Below are 23,242 nucleotides of genomic sequence, written 5' to 3' on the forward strand. Positions count from 1 at the left end.
ATGACCGCCAGGTGGAAAACTATATTTACTCAGAGTGACACGTATTGCGTGCCTGCGGCAATATAAGCAGTGCGCACGGAACACCCGTTTCGCATCAATGCATGAAAAATTGTGGTTGAGCCCCCTTACTCCTTCGGTTTTTCGACTTCGCTGCCTAATAATATCGATTTCAGTCCGAGAAAACGCGTGGGCTCTTCCGGTATGGGCTCCGGGCTTATTCTCATCAGCTCTCCTTCCAGTTGAGTGACACGCCGCTCCAGTGCGGCTTTGTCATCTTCCAGTTTATTGACCCGGCGGCGTAGTTGCGAACCTTTCCAGACATTCTTGATTATGCCCGGCCAGGATACCAATAGCGCAATAACGGCGCCGATGCCGATTGCCAGCAGCAATACCATGGCTAGAGAGCTATCGAAGGTCCATAAACCCAGGGTGACCGTCACCGATGTACTGTTCTGCAGAGCAAACGCCACAGCAGCGATGGCGGCGGCAATACCGACTATTAACAAAAGCTGCATGACTGTCTCCTTTGCTATTAATTTTTTACGAAAGGAAGCACCTTCGCAGACAACATTAGTATGCACTCAGTCGTAAACGGCCGAAAGGGGTGATGGGATAAGGGATTCAACCACTAACAGGTCGGTAAAGTAATAACTGCCCAATAATTGATGGGTTTATTATCTCGTGAGAGCATAAATCGTCAAAGAGCAGGATTTTCGGATTTAGAAATAAAAATCCTCTCATGGATTCGCCGGAACGCGCTTGGCATTGCTCATCGCCTTGAGATAGGCAATGAGCTCTTCAGTGGCCGTTTCACGGTCGAGGATCGCGCCGGTAAGCCCCGGCATCGTTGTGTTGTACCGGATACTCTGCGGGCTCATAATCCAGCGCTTCAGATACTCGGGTTTGATATATTCGGTCACGCTTATCGGGTAATTGAGTTCTGGCGCCTTACCTCCGCCTTCACCGTTGATAGTGTGGCATGCCATGCAGTGCTGTCGAAAATGCATGAATCCGCGCTGCGCCTCCGCTGATGATCTTGCAGGGGGCGTCATATTTGGAAAAGGCGGCATGAATTTAAGCTCGATGCGCTTGATCTGGTAGGGCATGTCCGATGCGCCGGCATCGAGCAATTCTTTTGACTTGGTATTGTCCCAGACCAGGTAGAGCGGCCCGAGTTGCACGATTTCATTGTTTTGCAGCCTATTAGTCAATGTAAACGGCGTGCCATCCTCATGCGCGAAGGCGAAATAGGCGTCATGTGCGAGTAACTTCATCACCGGAATGCTGGGCTGATACCCGTCAATGGACGTGAAGATGATCTCCCGCGCCTTTTCCCAACCCTTCCCGAATACCTTATCAAATACAGGTCGAGCTGGCAAAGCGCGATAAATACGCTCCGCATTTTCGTGCACCTCAAAAACCTTTATCGAAGCCACGGGTGCGATAGCGCGAAGCTCATCCAGGGACAGAGCCTTGACGGTTTGGCCGTTGTCCTTGAACTCGATACTAATGGCGCTTTGTGCCGATGCGGGCACAAGCGGGAACGCATGGGCGCAAAAGCTGCCGAGCAAGAGCAGGAGATATTGCAGAATTCTTGAGACGCTCATACTCATGCGGCTCCTCCCACGGTACGTATCCATTATTTTACAATATGCCTATGTACCGTTCTCGGTTTGACGGATGTACAGCTTGGGTAGCTTGGGTAGGATGGGTGGAGCGTAGCGCAACCCATCAAAACTACGCAACACACACCTTAACCACAACCGAATATCAGCGATGTTGCTTTAGTAGGGCGTTAGCATAACCAAATGATGAGTTGCACCACGTAAAATCGCGAGCCGCGACCTTCGTCATGCGCTGTGTGTTTTCAATTTTACCAGCTTAACCGCCAGCCAAGCACGTTGCGGAAGATTTGTTCAGAGATTCCCAATGACATATATCCATAGCAATAATTGAAAATGCTGCGTGAACTGATTTCCAGAGATATGAAGAGACTTGCTGGCGCGGTATATCACGCCAGAGGCACCACCTATTTCGAACAAGGCCTGGTGAAATTGATCGATGAGAATGACAGCGACATCATCGCTTGCGTTGCAGGCACATATGATTATGAAGTGCGGCTATGGCAGGAAGACGATGAGCTAATGTACGAGTGCAGTTGCCCGGTGGGGCAGGATGGCGATTTCTGCAAGCATTGCGTTGCAACCGGTCTTGCGCTGCTCGCAAAGCGCGTGGGAAAGAAGCAGCACTCCGCCATGGATAACATTCGCAACTATCTGGAGACGCTGGAAGCGGACGCGTTGATGGGCATCATTACGCATGCCTGCAAACATGACAAGCGCTTGCGCGAGAGGTTCCTGCTGGTGGCGCGGGGACGCGGAAATTCCAAATCGGCAGTCAAGGCATGGAAGGATGCGTTAAATCGCGCCACGGTTACACGCAGATTTATTGATTATCATGAAATGCATTCCTTCGCGGCGGGTATTCAGGAAATTATCGATGGGCTGGGAGACTGGGTTTCAGGTGGGCGGGCAGCCCAAGCCATTGACCTGGCGGAATACGCGGCAAGCAAGGTGGAAAAACTGGTTGGTGAATGCGACGATTCCAACGGGGAATTGGGTGATCTTCTGGACAGCATCGGCCAGGTTCACCTGGCGGCCTGCCGGGTGGCGCGCCCTGATCCGGAGGCGCTGGCTGGCCGGTTGCTGGGGCATGAGCTGGGCGATGAGCTGGATACTTTCACCGATGCCGCGGCACGCTATGCTGATGTACTGGGGGAAAAGGGATTGGCGGAGTATCGTCGTCTGGCCGAGCTGGAATGGCAGAAAATTCAACCATTACCCCCGGGATCCTCGCAGTCTGATCGATGGGATGGGAATCGCTATCGCATCACGCGAATTATGGAAACATTGGCGAAGCAAAGCGGCAACGTGGAAGAACTGGTGGCGGTAAAATCCCGTGACCTTTCACTGGCGTGGCATTTTCTCGAAATCGCCGAAATTTACCGGGACGCAAAAAAGGGAGAAATGGCATTCGAATGGGCGCAACGCGGATTGGCGGCGTTCCCCGTAAACACCGATTCGCGCTTGCGGGATTTCCTGATCGAGGAATATTTGCATCGTGGCACAGGAGAAAAAGCCATGGGTCTTGCATGGATCCAGTTTGAAGAAGATCCATGTCTGGAAAACTACATAAAACTGAACAATGTCACAACCAAGCTGAATAATTGGCCGACCTGGCGTGACAAGGCATTGGCATATCTTCGGAATAGAATCGCTCGCGCGTTTGCTGAAAGAGGCAAATCTCGTTTTGGTGGAGTGGAAGCGCCGGATCAATCGCCCCTGGTAGAAATTTTCCTCTGGGAAAAGAATGCCGAAGCGGCATGGCAGGAAGCCCAGTCAGGAATTTGCCACGAAAAATTATGGGTCAAGCTCGCAGAGCTTCGCGCGAAAGAACATCCCCAAGACGCCATAACAGTTTATCGGCGCCAGATTGCGCGCCTGGTGCAACAGACCAACAATCATTCTTACGAAGAAGCCATCGAACTGATCAAGAAAATCAAACCGCTCATGATACGTGTTAGCGGTGCGTCAAGCGTGAGCGACTACCTCGCCGAGCTGCGTATCATATTCAAAGCCAAACGTAATTTCATGAAAATGCTGGACCAGCTTCGCTAATGCCACTGCCACTCGTTATTTTTTCTTTATATGTTGCTCCCGAACCTTGCCTTGACATGGGTGCCATACTTGTTAAAAGGATTCTACCCCGCCAAAATGAGGCCATTTCAGAGTAGGGCGGGTTCTACCCGCCGGATGGCTGCCAATCCAACAGACAAATAACAATACCAAACTCCCGCCGCTATCGAGAACCGGGAGAAAGCCATTTCTGATGATCGCCGGGCGGAAAACTATATTTTTTAAGAGTAACGCACATTGCGCTGCCCGCGTTGTCCTCGCTGCCGGTATTGAGTTTTATGGAATACCCTCGAGTTGGAAGTGAGAATTTTCACGAGGTGCGACACGGCATAGTAATGTACCGAACGCGCACGAATATAAAGGTTATAGAATTAGAGTTGCTGGCATGACCCGTCGCCACAGCACCGGTGTAAAGTGCCCGGTCCTGGTGGCTATACAGCAACCTGAAGCGTTCAGGAAAATAAAATCCTGATTTATCAAACCTCACTCATTCAATACAAATAGGAGCCATTGATGCAAATCGAAGAGCAACACGATGCCGCATTAAAAAAAGTGGCTGAAATGGTAGGAGACACAAAATTTGCCATGCTGACCATCATGGAGAGAGATGGCACCTTGCGCAGTCGCCCCATGTCGACGATGCAACTTGATGCTGACGGCAACCTTTGGTTTTTTACGTCGCAGTCGTCATTAAAGTTTGTGGAAGGGCAGCGGCAGTGGCAAGTCAACCTTTGCTATGTCCGCACGGATAAGCAGGATTACCTTTCCATATCCGGCAGCGCGCAATTCGTCCATGACAACGAGAAAATGAAAGACTTGTGGACGCCAGAGATAAAGCCCTGGTTTCCAAACGGGCTGGACGATCCGGACTTGACCTTGCTCAAGGTCAGCATTGTGGAAGCGGAATACTGGGATGGGCCCCGATAGCACGGTAGAGCGTACTATGGGGCTGGCCAAAGCTCTTATTACCGGAAATACCGACGTGCTTGGCGAAAGTCGCAAGATAGAATAGCCAAGGATGGGGCGGAAGGCAGCACAACTAGCCCGGATGTTTCATAAATTCGCGTGATGATTGTGCAGGATTTTGTTTTGCAGGGGGATTTTGTGAAAGAGTGGCGTAGTTATTCATACGCCCGACTGAACGAAATTTTCATACGAAACAAAAGACCAGCAAGGGCGCGCATCAATTTATGAAACATCCGGGCTAATACAGGGCTCAGAGTTATTTTAGCCAGCGTGAAAACTGGCGCACACTACGCCAGCACGCGAGCCCTCCACCGCCTCCCCTAATAGTTCTACTTCAATGTCTTCCGGATCCGCCCAGGATTCGTCAATCCACTCCTCTTCGCCAGAGGGATGAGTAAGCTGTGCCGCCTCCTCGGATTCAGCAATGACAACAGCGGTATCGTAGGTGTTAAAACCCGTATTCTCATACTGAGAAATGAGATAAATGTTCATGCCACCTCCTCTTGCCTCGAAATCAACAGTGTATCAATTAAATCACCAACAATATGCCGGGGAACCTGGGCGCAGGGGGACAAAATAGATGGGATTACGCGGGTTGCATGAAAATCCCAAGCGCGGGGTCTTGCCTGATCCAACCCATTACCCCCATAGGGAACCCAAGACTTAAACATGCAAGGTTGTATGGAATAATCAGATGGTGAAGTACATCCCCACCTTAATGTCGATAGAAATTTCTACTCCCAGGTTTGATCGATGTTAACGACAACATGGCAAGACCTCCTGAACCCGGGAGGAGCGACTGACTTCTTTTCTCGCAGGGAATTCCCACCATTCGAACCAGAGGCAGCCCATGAGTACAGTCGCGCCAATGCGCTGTGGCTCGCGGAGCTCAGCCGATTGATTTATCGACAAGATATCGAGGAAGTGATAACGGCTCCGCGGCCGACCCGAGCTCGCTTTTTGGAAAAGGCGGGATTGAAACAGCGTGCCTTTTTTGCTTCACCGGAAATGGATACTCACGCAATGCTCGTTGAACCCATGGTTTCACCTTCCTTTGCAATTCTGGTATTCAGAGGTACCGATAGCAACAGGGATTATGTTACCGACTTTGAATGTGGAATACTTCCATGGGACCGAAACGAAGTAGGGATTCACAAGGGTTTTAAAAAGGCGCTTGACTCGGTGTGGGATAAGATTGAGAAGGAGCTCTCCCCGCTTGTCTGCCCGATCTTCTATACGGGTCATAGTTTAGGCGGAGCGCTAGCCACTTTAGCGGCATCGCGATATAAACCGCGGGCGGTTTATACATTTGGATCACCGCGGGTGGGAAACGAAGCATTTGTTACGTCCCTGCAAACACTACCAATCCATCGCGTTGTTGACAATAAAGATGCAGCAGCGCTGCTTCCGCCTGAAGTATTGGGATTTCGCCATGTTGGTTTATTACAATTGCTTATGGAGCCACAAACCGAAGCCAAAGAAAACTCCTTTTTTGCACCGCTAAAGGTCTTTGGAGAACCCCCAAGGCCATTGGCAGATCATGCACCGGTTAATTATGTCGACAGAATATGAATTTTCCCTGAAAAAACGTTCAGTAGTAGCACCTGTTTTTGTAAAAACCCTGGTTTCCAAACAGGTTGGATGACTTACCACCGGCAATACTGATGCGCTTGGCGAACATGGCAAGATAGAATAGCCAAGGATGGGGTGAAATGCAGCACAACTAATACAGACGGATGTCCATGGGGCTTATCATGCAACCGCTAGTCAATTTAGGGCATCCTAGGTATGATGTATAGTCATACTAAAGAGTGATGATGCCATGAGTAAAGCAAAAATAGCGATTACCCTTGAAGAAGAAACCCTGGAAAAGGTCGACCGCCTCGTTGGGTTGCACGTTTTTCCGAACCGGAGCCGCGTTATTCAGGAAGCAGTTGAGGAAAAACTTGAACGCCTTGAGAAGAATCGCTTGGCGACGGAGTGTGCCAAGCTGGACCCAGCCTTCGAGCGGATGCTTGCTGAGGAAGGTTTGTCCGAGGATCTGGCGGCATGGCCAGAATATTAAGAGGCGAGATCCGCTGGGCTGATCTAAATCCGGTGCGAGGCCGGGAACAAGCAGGGCTAAGGCCCGTTCTTGTTCTTAGTCAGGATGTTTTCAATGAACGTTCAGGTACCGTTATTGCTATGGCGCTTACCACTCAGGCTCAGCGAGCGGGATTTCCGCTAACCTTTGAGCTGCACGACATTGAGGTTGGAAAGCGTTCGTGGGTCAAGATCAGCCAGATCAGGACACTTGCGGTGGAACGCGTCGGAAAGAAAATAGGTAAAGCGTCTCCTGAGCAACTTTTGCAGATAGTTGAGGGGCTGAACGAAATTATAGGGGCATGACACAGCGGCGATGTGCTGGGTGTCTGAGCTTCTGGACTTCTCGGGAATAATCCTTGCGCTCTACGGTGTAGATTCCTGCACATTGTCCACGAAGAGGTACTTCAAAGTATATCGAGTATTAGCTTTGGCGAATCAGCAGGCGCCAATAATCCGGTAAGTCGGATGAAGTCCGCGCGGGTCAAGGCTGGGAGATCCGTGTCGCTGACGGGTGAGATCAGCCACCGGCGCTCCGCATCAATTTGGGTAGGAATATCGCTGTGTGGTGCCACAAATAATGTGACCCGATCAGCTAAAACCGCTTGCCACAAGATCGAGCTGTCAATTGCTCGCTCCTCAAAAGCGATACGCACACGCTTGTGCTGCCCGCGATCTCGGCTTCTGATGTCGTGCGTCGTGCTCTGGCAGACTCTGATAACTTGCTTGCCACTTCAGGAGCACCAAGTGCGATCGACAGGCTTCACACGGCCATGCCGGATACTTGAAGTCCGTTTGCAAGGAAAGTGCGATATCGCTCGCCGATGACGCAACTCTTACGCAGGCATATAAGGCCCTTCGTATCCAACATCCAGCACTGCAATCATTGGGCGAGCATGACGGCGAGATAGGAAGAATTTTGGCATCATTTGCTTCTGTTCTCGATGCGCTCAATACCCTTCGCAACCATGGGAGCGTTGCCCATCCTAACGAGAATATCGTCGGGCTTGCTGAGGGTGCATTGGTGGTTAATGCCGTCCGAACGATCTTCCACTATCTGAGCCAGAAGATTCGTTCATAAGTGTGGGCGTGTAGGTTTGCATACTAATGCCGCCCAGATCTCGTATCACGGCTTGCTCGCAGTAAAAGTCTGAACGCGGCGGCGGCCATTTCCTTGCGCAATCATTCGAGCGGGAATCACTTAGGCTGCCACGAAGACGGCCCCAGTGTGGATTGCCTCATCTTCAAAAAGATCAAGCTGACGCAGGTGCGCCTCTGCCTGCTCAGGATCGGCCGTGAAGAGAACGACCGCTAGGTCTTTCAAGGCCCTCGTGCAGCTCACATAGAAAAGACGGCGCGTTCGATCCACAGTTGTTTCCTCGCCAGCATCAATGTGTTTTCGGTCGCTATCTGAGAGTTCTTCGTGCTGGAAAACTTTCGATGAAGCTGAGAATGTCAATCTGGCCGACCCGATTCCCGAGGGTTTCTCACTTCCAAGCATAGACCTTGATCTCTGGTTCGAGGTTGCAGCGCCAGACCTCTATCTAGTAATTCCCTTGCTTCCGAGCACGGCATGGGAGGGAACCAAGGTCGGTATACGAGTTTCGCTGACCGCTCGAAGCTCCATTAGCCTCATTCAAAACTACCAAGAAGCTAAGGCCAAAGGTACTGGACAGGCTGCGGAACTGCCGCCAGAGTCGCAATATGTTCCCTGGCCTCGCTCCATGACGGACTATCTCCAGCGCGAGTTCAAGAACGAATATGAGCTGCGCTACTTCATCTTGGACCGCACGCAATTCGATGAAAACTTCCGCGAAATCGGCGCCTATGTTCCAGATGAGCTAGGTGGAGAGCCAGGCGGCGGAACAATTCTAAAATCGCTTATCCATATCGACAACCTGGGGGCGCAGCGACACCTTGCTGATCCTAATCCGGAAGCTGGTAGTAGATCGGAAGACCTATCAAAGCGTTTAAGCCGTTTCTACAAGCGCAACCTTAATCAGAGGCAAGACGATCACACAGCACTTAGGGCGCTGTTCGACTCTGAGCAAGCGCTTAACATTCACTTAGATGGGGTATTCAAGCCGACGCTTGATCGGCTTGCCAAACTTGGCTATCCGGGCATTAATAACCCGCGATTGAAGATTATGTCGGCGCTAGACCCAGCCCACGTCATGAGCCAGGACGCGCGAGTCCACTATCAGATCGGAGATGGTGAAGATACTGCCACCCTTCCTGACAGTTATAACGGGCTTGGATTCAAAAATTTGATCTACATGGTCGTGGAGATTCTCGACGCCCAAGTTAGGTGGGCGTCGATGGACAATCGCCCTCCATTGCACCTGATTTTCGTGGAGGAACCAGAGGCCCATCTACACGCCCAACTCCAACAGGTCTTCATCCGAAATGTTCTTGAGCTTCTGAACATAGAGGGCGACGACGGAAGTATTTTTGGCAGTCAGATGGTCATCACGACCCACTCGCCGCACATTCTTTACGAGCGAGGTTTCAAGCCGATTCGCTACTTCCGACGCAAGAAAGTCGGCAAGGAACAGTTGACAGAAGTTCTAAATCTGTCGGCGTTCTACCAAGCTCAGCCAGGCGATCGTGATTTTCTAGAACGATACTTAAAACTGACTCACTGCGATCTATTTTTCTCAGATGCCGCTATTCTCGTTGAAGGCAATGTTGAGAGACTGCTCCTGCCCGTCATGATTCGGAAGGTCGCGAAGACTCTCCGATCAGCTTGTCTATGCATTTTGGAGGTCGGCGGTGCTTTTGGGCACCGCTTCCAGTCGCTTATCGAGTTTCTCGGTCTGACAACGCTGATCATCACCGATATTGATAGCGTCGCCCTTGTAGCTCCGGCGGCCGCCGATGCCGTGGATGACGAGGAAGTCGAGGAGTTCGAGGTTCCAGCCGACGCGGAAGAAAACGTCGCAGTGCAGGCCCCGGACAATGGTCAAGATCCAGTCGGTGAGCCAGTTGCCCCAGCGCCTAAGAAGAAATACGGCAAGGCTTGTTTGCCCAGTGAACCGGACGCTGCGACCTCGAATCAAACCCTCATCAAATGGCTTCCGGGGAAGCTCACAATCGAAGACTTGCGTAACGCCTCTGAAGCTGACAAAACTCATGTGCTCGAAGACGATGCAAAGGTTCGTGTGGCCTATCAGACTGAGCGGGCTATCACTTGGAATGGAGCCACTGAAACCCTCTGCGGGCGCACGCTAGAGGAGGATTTTGGCCTTGAAAACCCGGAGTGGTCCCAAGCCACGGCGAGGAAGCCTCTGGGCTTGATAGTAAAGGGTGGAGCCGCTGGTCCTGCCGCTCTTGCCAAAGGCCTTCATGAGAAGGTTTCGCGGAAGAGTTTCGATAAAACGAAGTTTGCGCTCGCCGTCCTTACTGAAGACGAGAATGCTTGGCATGTACCTGCCTACATCCGTGATGGGCTTTTCTGGCTGAAGGACGAAGTACGGATCGAACTTGAGACCGTGCTGCCCGACGCCGTTCTCATCGCCGAAGATGTCGCGATTGGAGGCGAGCATGAGTAGCCGGGCGAATAAGCCGGACACACAGGCCGACATCGACCTGCGAAACTGCCTTGGAAACGTTCCACCACGCAGCTTCATAATGAAGGCCGGTGCCGGTTCCGGAAAAACCACTTCTCTCATTAAGGGCCTGTCATCGGTCATCCGAATGCACGGAGATAAGCTTAGGAAGACCCGTCAGCGCGTTGCCTGCATTACCTACACAGAGATTGCAGCCGGAGAGATTTGGAGGGACGTCGGCAGTGACCCCCTAGTTCACGTCTCGACGATCCACAGCTTCATGTGGCTGCTAGCTAAGCCGTTCCAGAACGACATTCGCGTCTGGGTGTCTGGACGCATCGTGGAAAAAATTGAGGCACTTGAAGAAAAGCAGGCAGCCTATGGCCCCAGGGTTCAGCAGCGCACGAAGGATAAGGACACCCGAGACCTAGAGCGCCTCCGTCGGCAGTCGGGGCGGATCGCCGCAGTCAAAGGTTTCCGATACGGAACAGGTAGCAACTACGCAAAAGGAATTCTGGGTCACGATGACATTCTGAAGCTCGTGCCCCACTTCATTGCCGAACGCCCTCTCTTCCGAACCCTTCTCGCGCGCCAGTTCCCGTTCGTATTTGTGGACGAAAGCCAAGACACGACTACAGAGGTCGTGGAAGCTTTGAAGACCGTCGAGCGTGAACCCGGCGTTACGCTTTGTCTCGGCTTCTTTGGCGATCCGATGCAAAGAATTTACGCTACTGGGACTGGACAGGCTGAAGCGCAGCCCACTTGGGCCGACATTCCGAAACCTGAAAATTTTCGGTGCTCAACCAGGATTCTGAATCTCGCGAACGCGATTCGTCGTGATGGCGATGACCTCGTTCAAACCCCGGGCCAACGTCTAGGTCCTGATGGCATCGTTCCAACCCCTGAAGGTTCGGCCCACCTTTTCATTTTGCCTGCGGACGATACGCGGGACTCCAATCTGGTTAGGGTGCGCGAATGGATGGCGACACGAACCGGTGATGATCATTGGCAAGCAGGTGATGATGACCAAGAGCGGGTAAAGCTTCTCGTCATTGTTCACCAGATGGCCGCAAGGCGCTTAGGATTCGGAGACCTCTACGCTGCGCTCAACTCCAAGGCGCCGTCAGCGTTCAAAGATGGTTTTTTAGATGGCTCTGCGTGGCCTATTTCGCCGTGTGTAAAGTTTTTGATCCCGATCGCTATTGCTCACACCCATGGCCGACAGCTTGAAGTGATGCGACTGATCCGGGAGTATTCACTTCTTCTCGATAAAGACTCCCTTGTCGAGGTGAGCGTAGCTGAGCGTCTTAAGGCACTTGGAGATCTTGTTGCTTCGATCGCAGCAGGCATAGTGGGGAATTCCGGCGTAACGATCGGCGACCTTCTGAGACAGGTGCATGCCTCTGACTTACTGATCCTCGACCCTCGGCTGGTATCGTATTTGGATCCGAATGCAGCTGTGCCTGTGCAGCCCGAGCCCGAAGAAGGAGCGGAAAATGATGACGACGTTCAAGAAGACGATGAATCCGGCAAGGAGTTGGCTTCAATGGATGCTTTTCTAGCGTGCCCTGCTAGCCAACTATTGGCATACCAGACCTACATCTCGGAACGTTCACCTTTTTGGACTCAGCAAGGCATCAAAGGGGCCGAGTTCGATAGGGTACTTGTCGTCCTGGACGATGCCGAAAGTACCCACTTCCAGTTCTCCTACGAAAAATACCTCGGCCTTAAAGAACTGAAATCATAGAGACTGAAACGGTCCCTTCCACCCGTGACGAACGCATGGATGGCCTGAGTTGCCGACGTTTTTCCACTGTTATTCGATCCTACGAATATTGATATGTCGTCAGCCAGCTCAATATGAGCATCCTTCAAGCGTCGAAAGTTTCTGAGGCGATACGAGTGAAGATGCACGAAAATCCTCCGCTAATTTTTTAGAATTTATAAGAAGCAATATTCGCCGAAAAATGGCGGAGTGTTCGCGTCTTGCCAATATCCAACTCTAGCCAAAGCAGCTAACTCATTCATAAGAATGATAAGCGAAATACATCAGTGCGTCTCCGCTTCGCGGACCGCGCTGCTCCAGGTTCGCTATTCGCTCATCCCTGATGGGACTGGCCTTCGCCAGCCTTCCACATCGCTAACGCCTACGGCCCAGCTTCCAGCTTCGGGCCTGCGCGCTTCGCTTGCGTGCGGTCGACACATCAAGGCGGCCGTTGCCTTGTCCAGTCGTCTCCCCTGACTTCATCACCTTGCTCGCGACTGTAGCCCGCGGCCGTGTGCCGTCAAGGCGCGCAGGGCCGTGTCCTCGCTGCGCTGCGGGCCGCACCAACCCTGCGCTTCTCTCCTTGACGGCCCCCGTCCGCGCGCTCCTGACCGTCGCGGGCGATGAACTTAGGAAAGACGGTGGCAACGAGGCCAACCGGGTTTTTCGTGCCGACCGCACCGAACAGCCGAAAGGCTGGGCTCCGAATCTTGGAATCCGGTGCGGTTTGAACAGCAAACCCTTCTTTGTCAGGAGAAAGACCATGCAACTCGCATCCCGTTTCGCTTCCCATTCCCCGACGCTGCGCAGCGATTACCCGCTGTCCGACGACCAAATCCGCCGCGTGGCCCCGTCCATCTTCGCGGACACCCCGCATGAAAGCCGCTCCGAACGGTACGCCTACATCCCCACCGCCGCCGTGCTGGCGGAACTGCGCAAGGAAGGGTTTGAACCCTTCATGGCAGCGCAAACGCGCGTGCGGCACGACGACCGCCGCGAATACACCAAACACATGCTGCGCCTGCGCCATGCCAGCCAGATCAACGGCGCGGAAGCCAACGAAATCGTGCTGCTGAACTCCCATGACGGCACGAGCAGCTATCAGATGCTGGCCGGGATATTCCGGTTCGTGCGGCGACACGGTGGCGGATGTGCGCGTGCCCCACAAAGGCGACGTGGCCGGACACGTTATCGAAGGCGCTTACGAAGTGTTGAGCGGCTTCGACCGGGTGAAGGAATCCCGCGATGCCATGCGCGCCATCACCTTGAACGATGGCGAATCCGAAGTGTTCGCCCGCGCCGCGCTGGCCCTCAGCAGCCCTTGCCGCTTCTTTCGCTGCTGCATCCCTAACCGCAAGGAGTTATCACCATGAACGCCGTTAATGGCCAACTCTGAGCGGTTGAAAGAGCTGCGCCAGCAACGCAAGGCTGATCGCGCCACGGTGGACGACACACTATGCAGCGTGGTGGCTGAGGCTACGCTCGACGCTGGTTGATAATGGTATTGAAAGATCTGTCGCTCGGCAGATCGCTCCATCCGCCGCGCCAGCAGAAGATCTGCGTTCTAACAGTAAAAGCGACGACAAGACCCATGTCGATCGACGCGAAGCCCACTCAATCATCCAGGTGAGGGAGAAGCCGACGGCAGTATCCGCGTTGCCCGCCCTGGTACGCAGAGATCCGCATTCGCAAGACTCCTATGTAGCCCTCAGCCCACAAACCCACAGTGAACTCAAGTTGCGAGAAACGCGATAAGCTATTATTTTAACTGCGCTTTTCTCATTGCGCCACAAAAATAAATACTTGACAGCGGTCATTTTTTATTACCCCTTAATAAGGGCAATTACCCCTTTTTTATCCATGTCGCTCCCGGACTTCGCCCCTGACGCTCGACAATGCCCTTTGCCTGCTGTTCGCGTAATACCCGCCGTACCATATCGCGGCTGACGCCCGGACAAGCCTGCTCCAGTTCGCTGATGGGAAATCCCGTAGTCGCTGCAGCCAGCCGCCCAATCCCGGCCAGCACTTGGTCCCGCTTCGCACCGCGTGGCGCCTTACCTCGCCTACACGTTCGGCAAATTCGCGATAGGCGGTTTTCAGGATCGACAACACATAGTTGATGTAAGGCCACGGGTCGTGGCTGCCTTCGTGCCAGCCTTGAGAACTCTGCTCCAGCGTCTCATAGTATCTTTCCTTGTTCTGCTCGACCAAGCGCTCAAGGCTGATGTAATGCCCGACCTCATAACCCAGTATGCAGCTTTGCAGCAACCACAGCAGGCGCGACATTCGGCCATTTCCGTCACGAAATGGATGAATGCACAGGAAATCGAGATTGAATGCCGCCAGCGCTAAGAGTGAAGGCACCCAGGGCTCGTCAAGGCAACGCTGCCAGTCCGCTTACCAGTGCGGTCATCGCGACTGGCACGTCGCGCATCGGCACCGTCCGGAAGCGAACACGCTCTGTTCCGTCCGGGTAACGCTCGATAATATCGCTATCTTCATTCTTGTATTTTCCCGCGTCCCAGATTTCGCCGAGCGCCATGATGTGAAGACGCGAAATGGTTTCTTCAGAAATTGGTATGGCTACAGCGTTCCCGTATATCCACGTGAGTGCGTCCCGGTAGCCCCGCACTTCTTCCTCGTCGCGATCACGGAATAGGGGGTGTGGCGAGATGAGTACGTCGCGAACACGAGAAGGCTCAACAGAGACGCCCTCGATCCGGTTGGACGATACGGCACTTTCGATCAACGCATGTTCGCGCAGGGCTTTGAGCCGCTGCGGCGATTGACGCGTATAGAGCTCCTGCTTGCCGCGGTATTCGCCGAGATCGGAGAGGTACCAGACGGTGGTTGGATGAATGGGGTATTGACGAGTAGCGAAGAGACGCAGAGTGCTGGTCATGATTTATCCGCAGCGATTGATTAACATACCGTAAGAAGTGGACTGTTACACTGTGTTCATCAAGCATAGGATCCTTTATATCCTTCCTATGACGCGTAAATTCGAAAAGCTGTCAGAATCAAGTAGAGTGCCTGCATTTCTTCAGAAATATATCAAGGGTCAAAAGCGACAAATTGCCCCGCATATAAATCTTATTGTATTTGCATAGGTTATCTTATGCCATCCCCAATCCTTGCGGTGTGTAGCTTTATGATCTGGAGCGGGTCAGCGGCGGAGTCCGAAACTTATGCATTTTGACAAAAGAGGCCGGAATACTTTTCTTTGCTTGTACCAGCGTACCGGGAAAATCTTTATAGAAGTGGTGGGCGGTACTGGGATCGAACCAGTGGCTTCCACCGTGTGAAGGTGGCACTCTACCGCTGAGTTAACCGCCCATTGGTTAACCGACAGATAACCGGTTGGGGAGGCGCAATTAGAGCATGAACCCGCGCTTTTGGTCAACGCGCTCGCGCTCGTTACAAGCCACGCAATCTCACGGCGATCGACGTAAGTCACGGCTGACCTGGTATTTCACGTAAAATAGCCGGCTTTCACCTCGTCAAAGTCTATCCCCTCATGATCCGTACCCGTTTCGCTCCCAGTCCCACCGGTTATCTCCACATTGGCGGTGCACGCACCGCGCTGTTTTCCTGGGCTTATGCCCGCAGGCACGGCGGTAAATTCATTTTGCGCATAGAAGATACCGATCTCGAACGCTCTACTGCGCAATCCACTCAGGCGATACTTGACGGCATGGCCTGGCTGGGGCTCGATTATGACGAGGGGCCGTTTTACCAGATGCAGCGTTTGGCTCGCTATCATGAAGTGGCGGAACAGTTGTTGCGTGCGGGGAAGGCATACCACTGCTATTGCAGCAGGGAGGAATTGGACGCGATGCGCGAGCAGCAGCGTGCGGCGGGGATGAAACCGCGGTACGACGGACGCTGGCGCGATTCAAAGCAAGCCCCGCCCGCAGGGGTGAAACCGGTGGTACGGCTGAAGAATCCGCTGGAAGGAGAGGTGACATTCAATGACCTGGTCAAGGGTCAGATTACCGTAGCCAACAGTGAACTGGACGATCTGGTATTACTGCGCGCCGACGGGGTTCCGACTTACAACTTTGGCGTGATGATTGATGACCTGGATATGAATATCACCCATGTGATCCGTGGCGACGATCACGTCAACAATACGCCGCGCCAGATCAATATCTTAAAAGCACTTGGCGCGCCATTGCCCCAATACGCCCATGTACCGATGATACTGGGGCCGGATGGCGAGCGGTTGTCCAAACGCCATGGCGCGGTTTCAGTGATTCAGTACCGCGAAGATGGTTATCTGCCCGAGGCGCTGATAAATTATCTGGCGCGACTGGGCTGGTCGCATGGTGACGAGGAAATATTCAGCCGCGAACGACTGGTTGAATGGTTCGATTTTTCGGCAATCAACCGTTCTCCGGCCAAGTTCAATCCGGAAAAATTGCAGTGGCTCAACCAGCAATATCTCAAGACTGTCGACAATGTGCGGTTGGCGGAACTGGTTCGGCCTTTTCTTGAAGCGGACGGTTGCAACACGGCAGGGCAGGGTATGCCAAATCTCCCAAGCGTGGCGAATCTGCTCAAGGAACGGGTCAATACCGTGGCGGAGCTAGCCGATGCGGCAGTCTATTTCTTTCGCGCGCTGGAACCCGCCGAGGAACTCAAGGCACAGCATTTTACCGCCGAGGTAAAACCGGTCATTCTCGACCTGAGGCAGAAACTGGCTGTTATCGAGTGGGAAAGCGATGCCATTAATGACGCTATCAAGACCGCCGCCAAGGGCCATGGCGTGAAAATGCCCAAGGTGGCCATGCCGCTGCGCGTAATGGTGGCAGGTGTCGCGCAGACACCTTCAATAAACGCAGTGCTCGAAATACTCGGTAGGGAAGAAACGCTCAAGCGCATGGATAACCAGCTGGCAGGTTTTCCTGCCTGATCCGGCGCGGGCAGCAAAATGCAGTATATCGTTGGGCAAAATACGACATATCGTTGATCTGCTTTGCACTATACTGCCGCTTTACATTGACTGGAATTGTGCGGCTCAGTATAATTCGCGTTCATTTTGTCGGGGGTATAGCTCAGCTGGGAGAGCGCTTGCATGGCATGCAAGAGGTCAGCGGTTCGATCCCGCTTACCTCCACCAGTTTCCGGCAATATCGCAAACTGACTGCAATTTGTTTAAAGTCCTTCAGTCCCCATCGTCTAGTGGCCTAGGACATCACCCTTTCACGGTGAGTACAGGGGTTCGAATCCCCTTGGGGACGCCAAGAAAAATCCTCTATTCGTCGCTTGTTTTTCAAGCGATACGATGTGACGCGCCGAGTCAGGCTGGATTCATGTGGTCCCGAATGATATTCGGGCGCAAGCTACCACTGTAGAGCGCATAAAATAGAACAGCCTGATAATTGCCGGAGACTTTACCGGCACTCAGCCGTTTATTGGCGCTATCCCTACGCTTGGTCCTATTTCGCTTGCCCAGTAGACTTTTGATTCTGGAAATCCGGTAAGTTTGGCTTCAAAGTAATATGGATCCATCGAGTCCTCTGAACAGGTTACGACAAGACCGGGTTTACGTTCGATATTGCCTTCTTTAGTCCGTACATAGGTGATACATTTTGTGGCCATTTTGCTTGGCTCCCTGTATATGGTTAAAGTGGGTGCATTCAAGTTTTCCCTTTGTACTACTGGTTTGCCGGCTGGTTGAACTACCAGCCTTCCACAACAATTTCTCGTAGCGATCAACAAAACGCTTCGAGGACGGATGAGACCACTCATACCAGTTGATCTCATCCCTGTGTTGCATCGTATGCCGCAACCGATACCGGATGGGCTTGCTACGGCTTGGTCACACACATCCCCTTGCAGTCAAGACCATCTCTGGTGGGATCGCAGTTGTCGGCGGGGTCATCCACGCAAACCATGCCGCCGATGCAGTTAATCCGGCTGGGTCCACCGCAAGGCTGTTTGAATTTGCTCTTTTCCCCGGAACCGGCCACACATTTTCCGGGACACTCAAGGCCGTCTCTGGTGGGGTCGCACTTATCCGCGGGATCATCAACACACGACAGGCCCTGCGGGCATTGGATTACGCTGGGTCCGCCACAGGGCAAATGTTTTTTTTGACCGGTGGCGGATTTCCCGTGCGGAGCGGAAGCGTCCGGTCCAGATGCCCCATCCTGTGCATGAACAGCGCCACCTAAACCAATAGTCAAGCCAAGCGCCGCTATGAATCTGGCAGTTAAATTAAATATCCGATAACGTTTCATGGTAGCTCCATTCAAGTAAGAGAATAATAGCATCAGCTAGAAATCTCCCTCTTTCTGCTAAAACCGCTGCCTGTTATTTTTTATCCGGGTATCGAAAACAAGATAGAAATTCACACTAATTTTGCGAATATGGAGCTGCCCGGTTCTGTGCGGTGCCGCACTTTTTGCAGAGGTAATTTGCACAGACACATCGGTAAATGAATGGCGACCCGGAAAGCATTTGTGGCGAAATGCGAGGCCAGTATCAGACACAGGATAAGCAAGTGATGGGTATCGAGGGACCGCGGGGCGTTCTCACGTGTGCCAAGTTGTGTAAGATATCGGTCGATTGATACGATTGATCGTCCAAGCGCCGGCGTAGTGACGCCCGAGCACCGGCATAGCATCAGCATAACTCTCCTGGGCCGCAATTTTTAAAACCCGGGAATTTACCGATACCTGCCTGGTCAGTGTACATTTGCGTAGCGCAGCAAGAAGCGCTGAAACGCCGACCTGTAAACCAGTAAAGATATTATTATGTTCAATACGTACGTGCATGAGTGACGGTTGGAGCCAAGAAGAACTGACGGCGTCAGTTGAATGCTATGTCGAAATGCAGCGCAAGGAGCGTGCAGGCCAGCCTATCGCAAAGAAACAATACTATAGGAAGCTGGCGCAGAGGTTCGGCCGAAGTGAAAAAGCATTCGAACACCGGATGCAAAACATTTCATACATCCTCTCGCTCATGGGGCGCAGCTGGTTGACCGGCCTCAAGCCTGCAAAAAATGTCGATGCTGACGTTGCGGACCGGATCGAAAAATTATTTACCCAACTCGACGGTCAAAAGGCGGTGGCCGTGGCTGCCTTCGAGATCGCTGTGCGAGAAGGGGCCCGGCAAAAAAATCTCCCCAAGCCGAATGGTAATCCCAGCCCGAAGGCCAGACGTATAGCGATCACACAATTTCAGCGGGATACCGCAGTCAAGGCTTGGGTTTTACGGCAAGCAGGGGAAATTTGCGAATGCTGCGAGCAACCCGCTCCGTTCAATGGTGCCGACGGTTTGCCTTACCTGGAATTGCATTATGTTCGGCAACTGGCGGAGGGTGGAGCGGATACGGTATCGAATGCGGTTGCGCTCTGTCCCAATTGTCATCGCGAAATACATCATGGCGCAAACGCTCAGGCACTCACGGCGTGGCTGTACGATAACGTCGCCAGGCTGTTGCGAGACTAGGCCGGTAAAGAGGAATGATTCGTGTTTTTGCCGTGCCGCAAAAATGTTTGCTGAATAATATTAATACAACATATCAATATATGATAGATGAATGCACCGGCATGGCTGATGCAGGGCGGATGGATTGGAGCGCATCCCATCAAGATGCTGGGCAGCACCAGAAGAAATATCGGTATGATTATTTACCATTCGGCTTAGCGGCTGATTCAAGGGATAGGATAAGCGGATGAAATGATAGGCCGCGCTTTGCTCCACCCATCCTGCGTGTATCACCAGCAGTGAGGCTACCAATACTCAGCAAAATGAAATAACCTTTATGAGACTATGGTAAATATATGAAACAAATGTATTGGAAGGATCACTGATGCTTTTTTGGCAAGCAATAATGGCGGCACGGGATCTCGGACGTTTGCACGAGATCGCATCTATACTCATCCGTTACGGCTTCGGGGATATGGTGCGGCGATTGGGGCTTGCCAATGCGCTGGAGCGCACCGGCCGCGTATTGCGCTGGAACGAAGCGAGTGAATTGGCTCAGCTCGAACCCCATGCTCGCGTGCGCCGGGCGCTGGAGGAGATGGGGCCCACTTTCGTCAAACTGGGCCAGATTCTCGCGACCCGTGTCGATCTCTTTGATCCCGAGTGGATCGCCGAATTCAGCAAGTTGCAGGACAGCTCGCCGGCCTCTCCTTATCCAGAGGTTCATCGGCAGCTTACCGAAGACCTTGGCGCCGCGCCCGAGGAGGTATTTGTCGCGTTCGATCCACAGCCCTTGGCAACGGGGTCGATTGCGCAAGTGCACCGTGCCCGCTTGGAAGATGGCAGCGAGGTGATAGTGAAGGTGCGCCGGCCCGGCATCCGGGCGGTCATCGAGGCTGACCTGCGCTGGCTCTCCAGGCTGGCCGAATTGATCGAAACGGGGAACTCCGAGTTGCGCCATTTTCGCGGGCAGGAGATTGTCCGGCAATTCACCCAATCCCTCCGGGCAGAGCTTGATTTCGCGGCTGAGTGTCGTAGCGCAGAGCGCATCGCGTCCAATTTCGTGGACTACACCGGGCCTGGTCACCCGCGCGATGACGGTCTCCCGGACGAGTACGCTGCTACGGAAGCCTTGGCCGGGCTCCATCCTCCGCTTCCCATCGTTGTTATTCCCAAAGTCTATTGGCAATGGACGGGTGAGCGGGTGTGCGTGCAGGATTACATCGAAGGCATACCCGGCCGTGATCTCGCCGCTGTCGATCGTGCCGGCCTTGACCGAAAGATTCTTGCCCGGCGTGGTGTCGCCGCAGTGGTAAAGATGATTGTCCTGGATGGGTTGTTCCACGCCGACCCGCATCCGGGCAACGTGTTTTATTTACCGGGCAATCGCCTCGCTCTGATCGACTTCGGCATGACTGGGAGGCTTACGGAGGATCGAAGGGGCCAGTTGATCCAGCTTTTGCTGGGTCTGGTGCAGCATGAGCCCGCGCAAGTCGCCGATGTGCTGCTCGACTGGGCAGTGGACGGAGAGGTCAATGAAAAAACGCTGACAGCCGAAATTCAAGCGTTTGTAGATCAATACCTCGGCGTGCCATTGAAACAGCTCAGGCTTGGCTTCATGCTGTCCGATCTGGTGGGCATCCTGCGGGGGCATCAGCTTCATCTACCGCCGGATCTGGCACTCTTCGTCAAGGCCTTCATTACGCTCGAAGGCATGGGGCGCGAGCTCGATCCGGATCTGGATATGGCCAGCGAAGCGCTGCCCGTTCTTCGCGACGCGATAAGTGCCCACTACGCTCCATCGGCAGTGGCGAAACGGAGCATGCGGACGGCCGCGCAGATAGCCAGCCTGATAGCGGATATGCCTCGAGAGCTTTCCCGACTGCTGCGCACCGCACGCCGCGGCAAACTGGATATCCAGGTTGACGTTTTGCCTCTCAAGCATCTGGGTGCCCAGCTGGACGGCGCCGCCAGCCGGCTCACGGTCGGTATCGTCGTGGCGGCGATCATCGTCGGTTCGTCCATCGTCATGACTGTATCAGGTGGTCCGACGTTGTTGGGGTTGCCTTTCTTTGGACTGCTCGGTTACCTGTTCGCGTCGGTCGGCGGAATCTGGTTGCTGTTTTCCGTTTCGCGCAGCAACAAGGCGGATCGGGAGAGAAGGCCCTGAGGCTTGCTTGATACCCGCAATGGATGCGGGTAAGGTGAGGTTTTTGTATCGCCTATTGAATGGGGGATCTTACAAATGGCAATCACGCTTAATCATACCATTGTGCCTTCGCATAACAAGACTGAGTCGGCCAGGTTCTATTCGAGAATATTTGGCTTCGACTATTTTGGCGAGTTCTCGCACTTCGTTGTTGTGAAGGTGAACGATACGTTATCCCTGGATTTCGACAACAGGGAGAAATTCGAATCTCATCATTATGCATTCAAGGTTAGCGAGCAGGAATTCGACGAGATATTCGGACGCATCAAAGCCGAGAATATCAAGTATGGCAGTGGTCCCTTTGAGCCGGAAAACATGAGCATCAATCACAATGATGGCGGGCGCGGCGTTTATTTCCGTGATCCCAGCGGCCACCTCCTGGAGATGCTGACCGTTGATTACGCGATGTGATCAGAAGGATTGAAGGCGCTTCCGCTTCCATACGGGCAATGCGCTTTGCTAATCGGTCGCCGTACACTTTGCCGATCGTCGCTCGCAAGTGTACCCTCAAGGTCATCGTATAGAAGCGACGAGCCCCGACAGTATTTATTGTTGATGATTGGCCATCAACATCCCTTCGTCGGTTATCTCATGCCGTAGCTCATGCACAATATCCTGCAACGCGTTTCGGAAGTCCGGATCCTGTAAATGGCGAATTTTCAATATGACGATGAGTTGATTGCCGTTCCTTGTCCTGCTCCAGTTTTCCATTTGCAAGCTCTTCTCTATGGCTTCAGCTCGCCTGTCATCGGAAAGATAGAAGAAATCACAACAGCATTTCCTTCCTGAACTCGAGGCTGGCGGAGTTCGGCAGGATGCGCATGCGGCGAACAGCGCAGCCGAGGGTACGGCGACCGGTTCAAATCCGAGTTCCGTCGTGTTTGCGGCTGAGTGCGCATTTGCCGGTTTGACGCCAGCAATTAACGCTGCATAGTTTTTGTTCGTGCTGTGACTCCCGTTTTTCTCAGGAACTTGGCCGAGTGTCGCGGCGCAAACCCTGACTTGTAAAAGAAGCGTTTGCAATCCGAAGCCTCTCCACTCTTTTTTCACATAGCACATCCCCAGTTCTTTCTCGGTTGGGTTTGCAAGATCGAATACGCCTGCGCCAGCCATGAAATTGCCGACGGTGTTCTCTATAACAAAAAATAGCCCGTTTTCAACGGCTGCCTTGAATTCATCGTAGGGCCGCGACAGGAGGTTAGCCGATTCTTCCGGCGGCAGATTTTTAATCGCTTCGCGATACTCCGCCAATATGTGCCCAACATCACCAAGACCCGCCGCGCGGACAACCGCATGGATTATCATCACTGTATTGCCCTCCTGTCGCGCTGCTGTGTCTCACATGATTACTGTTGCTATTTCGCCGTTGCAACCCCCTGCGGGCGGATTCAGATGCGTAGGACATCTGAATAACCTCTTCGTTCCTTGATGAGCTGCGCTATATAAGGGCGCCAAGGCAAGGATCAATCCAATGAAATTTCTTTCGATGGCATATGCTTAGTTGTCGGTCTTTATAAGAAATTGCATTTTTCGATATACT

The 23,242-nt window shown here is 53.0% G+C and carries 22 protein-coding genes, 3 tRNA genes and 1 pseudogene; 16 read left to right on the top strand and 10 right to left on the bottom strand.

All coding sequences use genetic code 11. The features are described 5' to 3' along the window. Positions 1-125: 125 nt before the first annotated feature. Both F822_RS13830 and F822_RS13835 read right to left on the bottom strand, forming a co-directional pair. The gene (locus F822_RS13830) at positions 126-515 is read right to left on the bottom strand and encodes a LapA family protein (protein WP_025040127.1); all 390 of its coding nucleotides are present in this window, start codon (positions 513-515) and stop codon (positions 126-128) included. Between the two features lie 222 nt (positions 516-737). Next, positions 738-1,607 (bottom strand): c-type cytochrome, encoded by an 870-nt coding sequence (locus tag F822_RS13835; RefSeq protein WP_025040126.1) that lies wholly within the window; start codon positions 1,605-1,607, stop codon positions 738-740. Between the two features lie 378 nt (positions 1,608-1,985). Between F822_RS13835 and F822_RS13840 the strand changes: the two genes are divergently transcribed. Both F822_RS13840 and F822_RS13845 read left to right on the top strand, forming a co-directional pair. Then, a complete protein-coding gene (locus F822_RS13840; RefSeq protein ID WP_197272831.1) occupies positions 1,986-3,677 on the top strand; it encodes an SWIM zinc finger family protein in 1,692 nt (563 codons plus the stop codon). 531 nt (positions 3,678-4,208) lie between these two features. Next, positions 4,209-4,622 (top strand): pyridoxamine 5'-phosphate oxidase family protein, encoded by a 414-nt coding sequence (locus F822_RS13845; protein WP_197272832.1) that lies wholly within the window; start codon positions 4,209-4,211, stop codon positions 4,620-4,622. Between the two features lie 300 nt (positions 4,623-4,922). Here F822_RS13845 and F822_RS13850 read toward each other — a convergent pair whose 3' ends face one another. Continuing rightward, positions 4,923-5,153 (bottom strand): NUDIX hydrolase, encoded by a 231-nt coding sequence (locus F822_RS13850; RefSeq protein WP_025040124.1) that lies wholly within the window; start codon positions 5,151-5,153, stop codon positions 4,923-4,925. A 261-nt stretch (positions 5,154-5,414) separates the two neighbouring features. On the opposite strand from F822_RS13850, the gene F822_RS13855 reads away from it, so the two are divergent. From F822_RS13855 to F822_RS16070, 4 genes are all read left to right on the top strand, one after another. Continuing rightward, the gene (locus F822_RS13855; RefSeq protein ID WP_025040123.1) at positions 5,415-6,233 is read left to right on the top strand and encodes a lipase family protein; all 819 of its coding nucleotides are present in this window, start codon (positions 5,415-5,417) and stop codon (positions 6,231-6,233) included. 250 nt (positions 6,234-6,483) lie between these two features. After that, positions 6,484-6,726 carry a ribbon-helix-helix domain-containing protein gene (locus F822_RS13860; RefSeq protein ID WP_025040122.1) on the top strand — a complete coding sequence of 81 codons (243 nt, stop codon included), beginning with the start codon at positions 6,484-6,486 and terminating at the stop codon, positions 6,724-6,726. Next, complete coding sequence (locus F822_RS13865) at positions 6,711-7,049, top strand: type II toxin-antitoxin system PemK/MazF family toxin (protein WP_025040121.1); 339 nt, start codon at positions 6,711-6,713, stop codon at positions 7,047-7,049. Before F822_RS13860 ends, F822_RS13865 begins: the two co-directional genes overlap by 16 nt. Positions 7,050-7,527: 478 nt before the next feature. Next, positions 7,528-7,824 carry an abortive infection family protein gene (locus F822_RS16070; RefSeq protein ID WP_051536582.1) on the top strand — a complete coding sequence of 99 codons (297 nt, stop codon included), beginning with the start codon at positions 7,528-7,530 and terminating at the stop codon, positions 7,822-7,824. A 120-nt stretch (positions 7,825-7,944) separates the two neighbouring features. Here F822_RS16070 and F822_RS15900 read toward each other — a convergent pair whose 3' ends face one another. After that, the gene (locus F822_RS15900) at positions 7,945-8,067 is read right to left on the bottom strand and encodes a hypothetical protein (protein ID WP_269430515.1); all 123 of its coding nucleotides are present in this window, start codon (positions 8,065-8,067) and stop codon (positions 7,945-7,947) included. Between the two features lie 400 nt (positions 8,068-8,467). Here F822_RS15900 and F822_RS13880 point away from each other — a divergent pair, with 400 nt between their 5' ends. After that, the gene (locus F822_RS13880; RefSeq protein WP_082204720.1) at positions 8,468-10,294 is read left to right on the top strand and encodes an ATP-dependent nuclease; all 1,827 of its coding nucleotides are present in this window, start codon (positions 8,468-8,470) and stop codon (positions 10,292-10,294) included. Then, positions 10,287-12,038 carry a UvrD-helicase domain-containing protein gene (locus tag F822_RS13885; protein ID WP_025040119.1) on the top strand — a complete coding sequence of 584 codons (1,752 nt, stop codon included), beginning with the start codon at positions 10,287-10,289 and terminating at the stop codon, positions 12,036-12,038. Before F822_RS13880 ends, F822_RS13885 begins: the two co-directional genes overlap by 8 nt. Here F822_RS13885 and F822_RS16075 read toward each other — a convergent pair. Further along, positions 11,999-12,205: an AAA family ATPase gene (locus F822_RS16075; protein WP_082204657.1), complete on the bottom strand. Its 207-nt coding sequence runs from the start codon at positions 12,203-12,205 to the stop codon at positions 11,999-12,001. The two genes, F822_RS13885 and F822_RS16075, sit on opposite strands and share 40 nt — an antisense overlap. Positions 12,206-12,819: 614 nt before the next feature. Here F822_RS16075 and F822_RS13890 point away from each other — a divergent pair. Next, positions 12,820-13,429 (top strand): annotated as a pseudogene (locus tag F822_RS13890) (DUF932 domain-containing protein). A gap of 481 nt (positions 13,430-13,910) precedes the next feature. Here F822_RS13890 and F822_RS15650 read toward each other — a convergent pair. From F822_RS15650 to F822_RS13900, 3 genes are all read right to left on the bottom strand, one after another. Beyond that, positions 13,911-14,420, bottom strand: a complete 510-nt coding sequence (locus F822_RS15650) for a Fic family protein (RefSeq protein ID WP_197272833.1) — start codon at positions 14,418-14,420, stop codon at positions 13,911-13,913. A 10-nt stretch (positions 14,421-14,430) separates the two neighbouring features. After that, entirely contained in the window at positions 14,431-14,958 is a 528-nt protein-coding gene (locus F822_RS15655) for a Fic family protein (RefSeq protein ID WP_197272834.1), read from the bottom strand. Between the two features lie 359 nt (positions 14,959-15,317). Continuing rightward, positions 15,318-15,392: transfer RNA gene (locus F822_RS13900), tRNA-Val, on the bottom strand. Between the two features lie 181 nt (positions 15,393-15,573). Between F822_RS13900 and gltX the strand changes: the two genes are divergently transcribed. The 3 genes from gltX (at position 15,574) to F822_RS13915 (ending at position 17,302) form a co-directional block, all read left to right on the top strand. Beyond that, a complete protein-coding gene (gene gltX, locus F822_RS13905) occupies positions 15,574-16,971 on the top strand; it encodes a glutamate--tRNA ligase (protein WP_025040117.1) in 1,398 nt (465 codons plus the stop codon). A gap of 131 nt (positions 16,972-17,102) precedes the next feature. Beyond that, a tRNA-Ala gene (locus F822_RS13910) sits at positions 17,103-17,178 on the top strand. Positions 17,179-17,226: 48 nt separating this feature from the next. Further along, positions 17,227-17,302, top strand: a tRNA-Glu gene (locus tag F822_RS13915). A gap of 567 nt (positions 17,303-17,869) precedes the next feature. Here F822_RS13915 and F822_RS15490 read toward each other — a convergent pair. Beyond that, a complete protein-coding gene (locus tag F822_RS15490; protein ID WP_156304432.1) occupies positions 17,870-18,301 on the bottom strand; it encodes a hypothetical protein in 432 nt (143 codons plus the stop codon). A gap of 694 nt (positions 18,302-18,995) precedes the next feature. On the opposite strand from F822_RS15490, the gene F822_RS13930 reads away from it, so the two are divergent. The 4 genes from F822_RS13930 to F822_RS13940 all read left to right on the top strand — a co-directional run bounded on the left by F822_RS13930 (position 18,996) and on the right by F822_RS13940 (position 22,113). After that, positions 18,996-19,514, top strand: coding sequence for an HNH endonuclease (locus tag F822_RS13930; RefSeq protein WP_231623525.1), 519 nt, complete (start codon positions 18,996-18,998; stop codon positions 19,512-19,514). A gap of 14 nt (positions 19,515-19,528) precedes the next feature. Beyond that, positions 19,529-19,744, top strand: coding sequence for a hypothetical protein (locus F822_RS15495; RefSeq protein ID WP_156304433.1), 216 nt, complete (start codon positions 19,529-19,531; stop codon positions 19,742-19,744). Between the two features lie 134 nt (positions 19,745-19,878). Beyond that, on the top strand, positions 19,879-21,663 hold the full coding sequence (locus F822_RS13935) for an ABC1 kinase family protein (protein ID WP_025040114.1): 1,785 nt from the start codon (positions 19,879-19,881) through the stop codon (positions 21,661-21,663). Positions 21,664-21,738: 75 nt separating this feature from the next. Further along, on the top strand, positions 21,739-22,113 hold the full coding sequence (locus F822_RS13940) for a VOC family protein (RefSeq protein ID WP_025040113.1): 375 nt from the start codon (positions 21,739-21,741) through the stop codon (positions 22,111-22,113). Between the two features lie 135 nt (positions 22,114-22,248). On the opposite strand, the gene F822_RS13945 is transcribed toward F822_RS13940, so the two are convergent. Then, on the bottom strand, positions 22,249-23,010 hold the full coding sequence (locus F822_RS13945; protein ID WP_156304434.1) for a hypothetical protein: 762 nt from the start codon (positions 23,008-23,010) through the stop codon (positions 22,249-22,251). Positions 23,011-23,242: the final 232 nt, after the last annotated feature.

It is taken from the genome of Nitrosospira briensis C-128, from assembly GCF_000619905.2.
Lineage (GTDB): Bacteria > Pseudomonadota > Gammaproteobacteria > Burkholderiales > Nitrosomonadaceae > Nitrosospira > Nitrosospira briensis.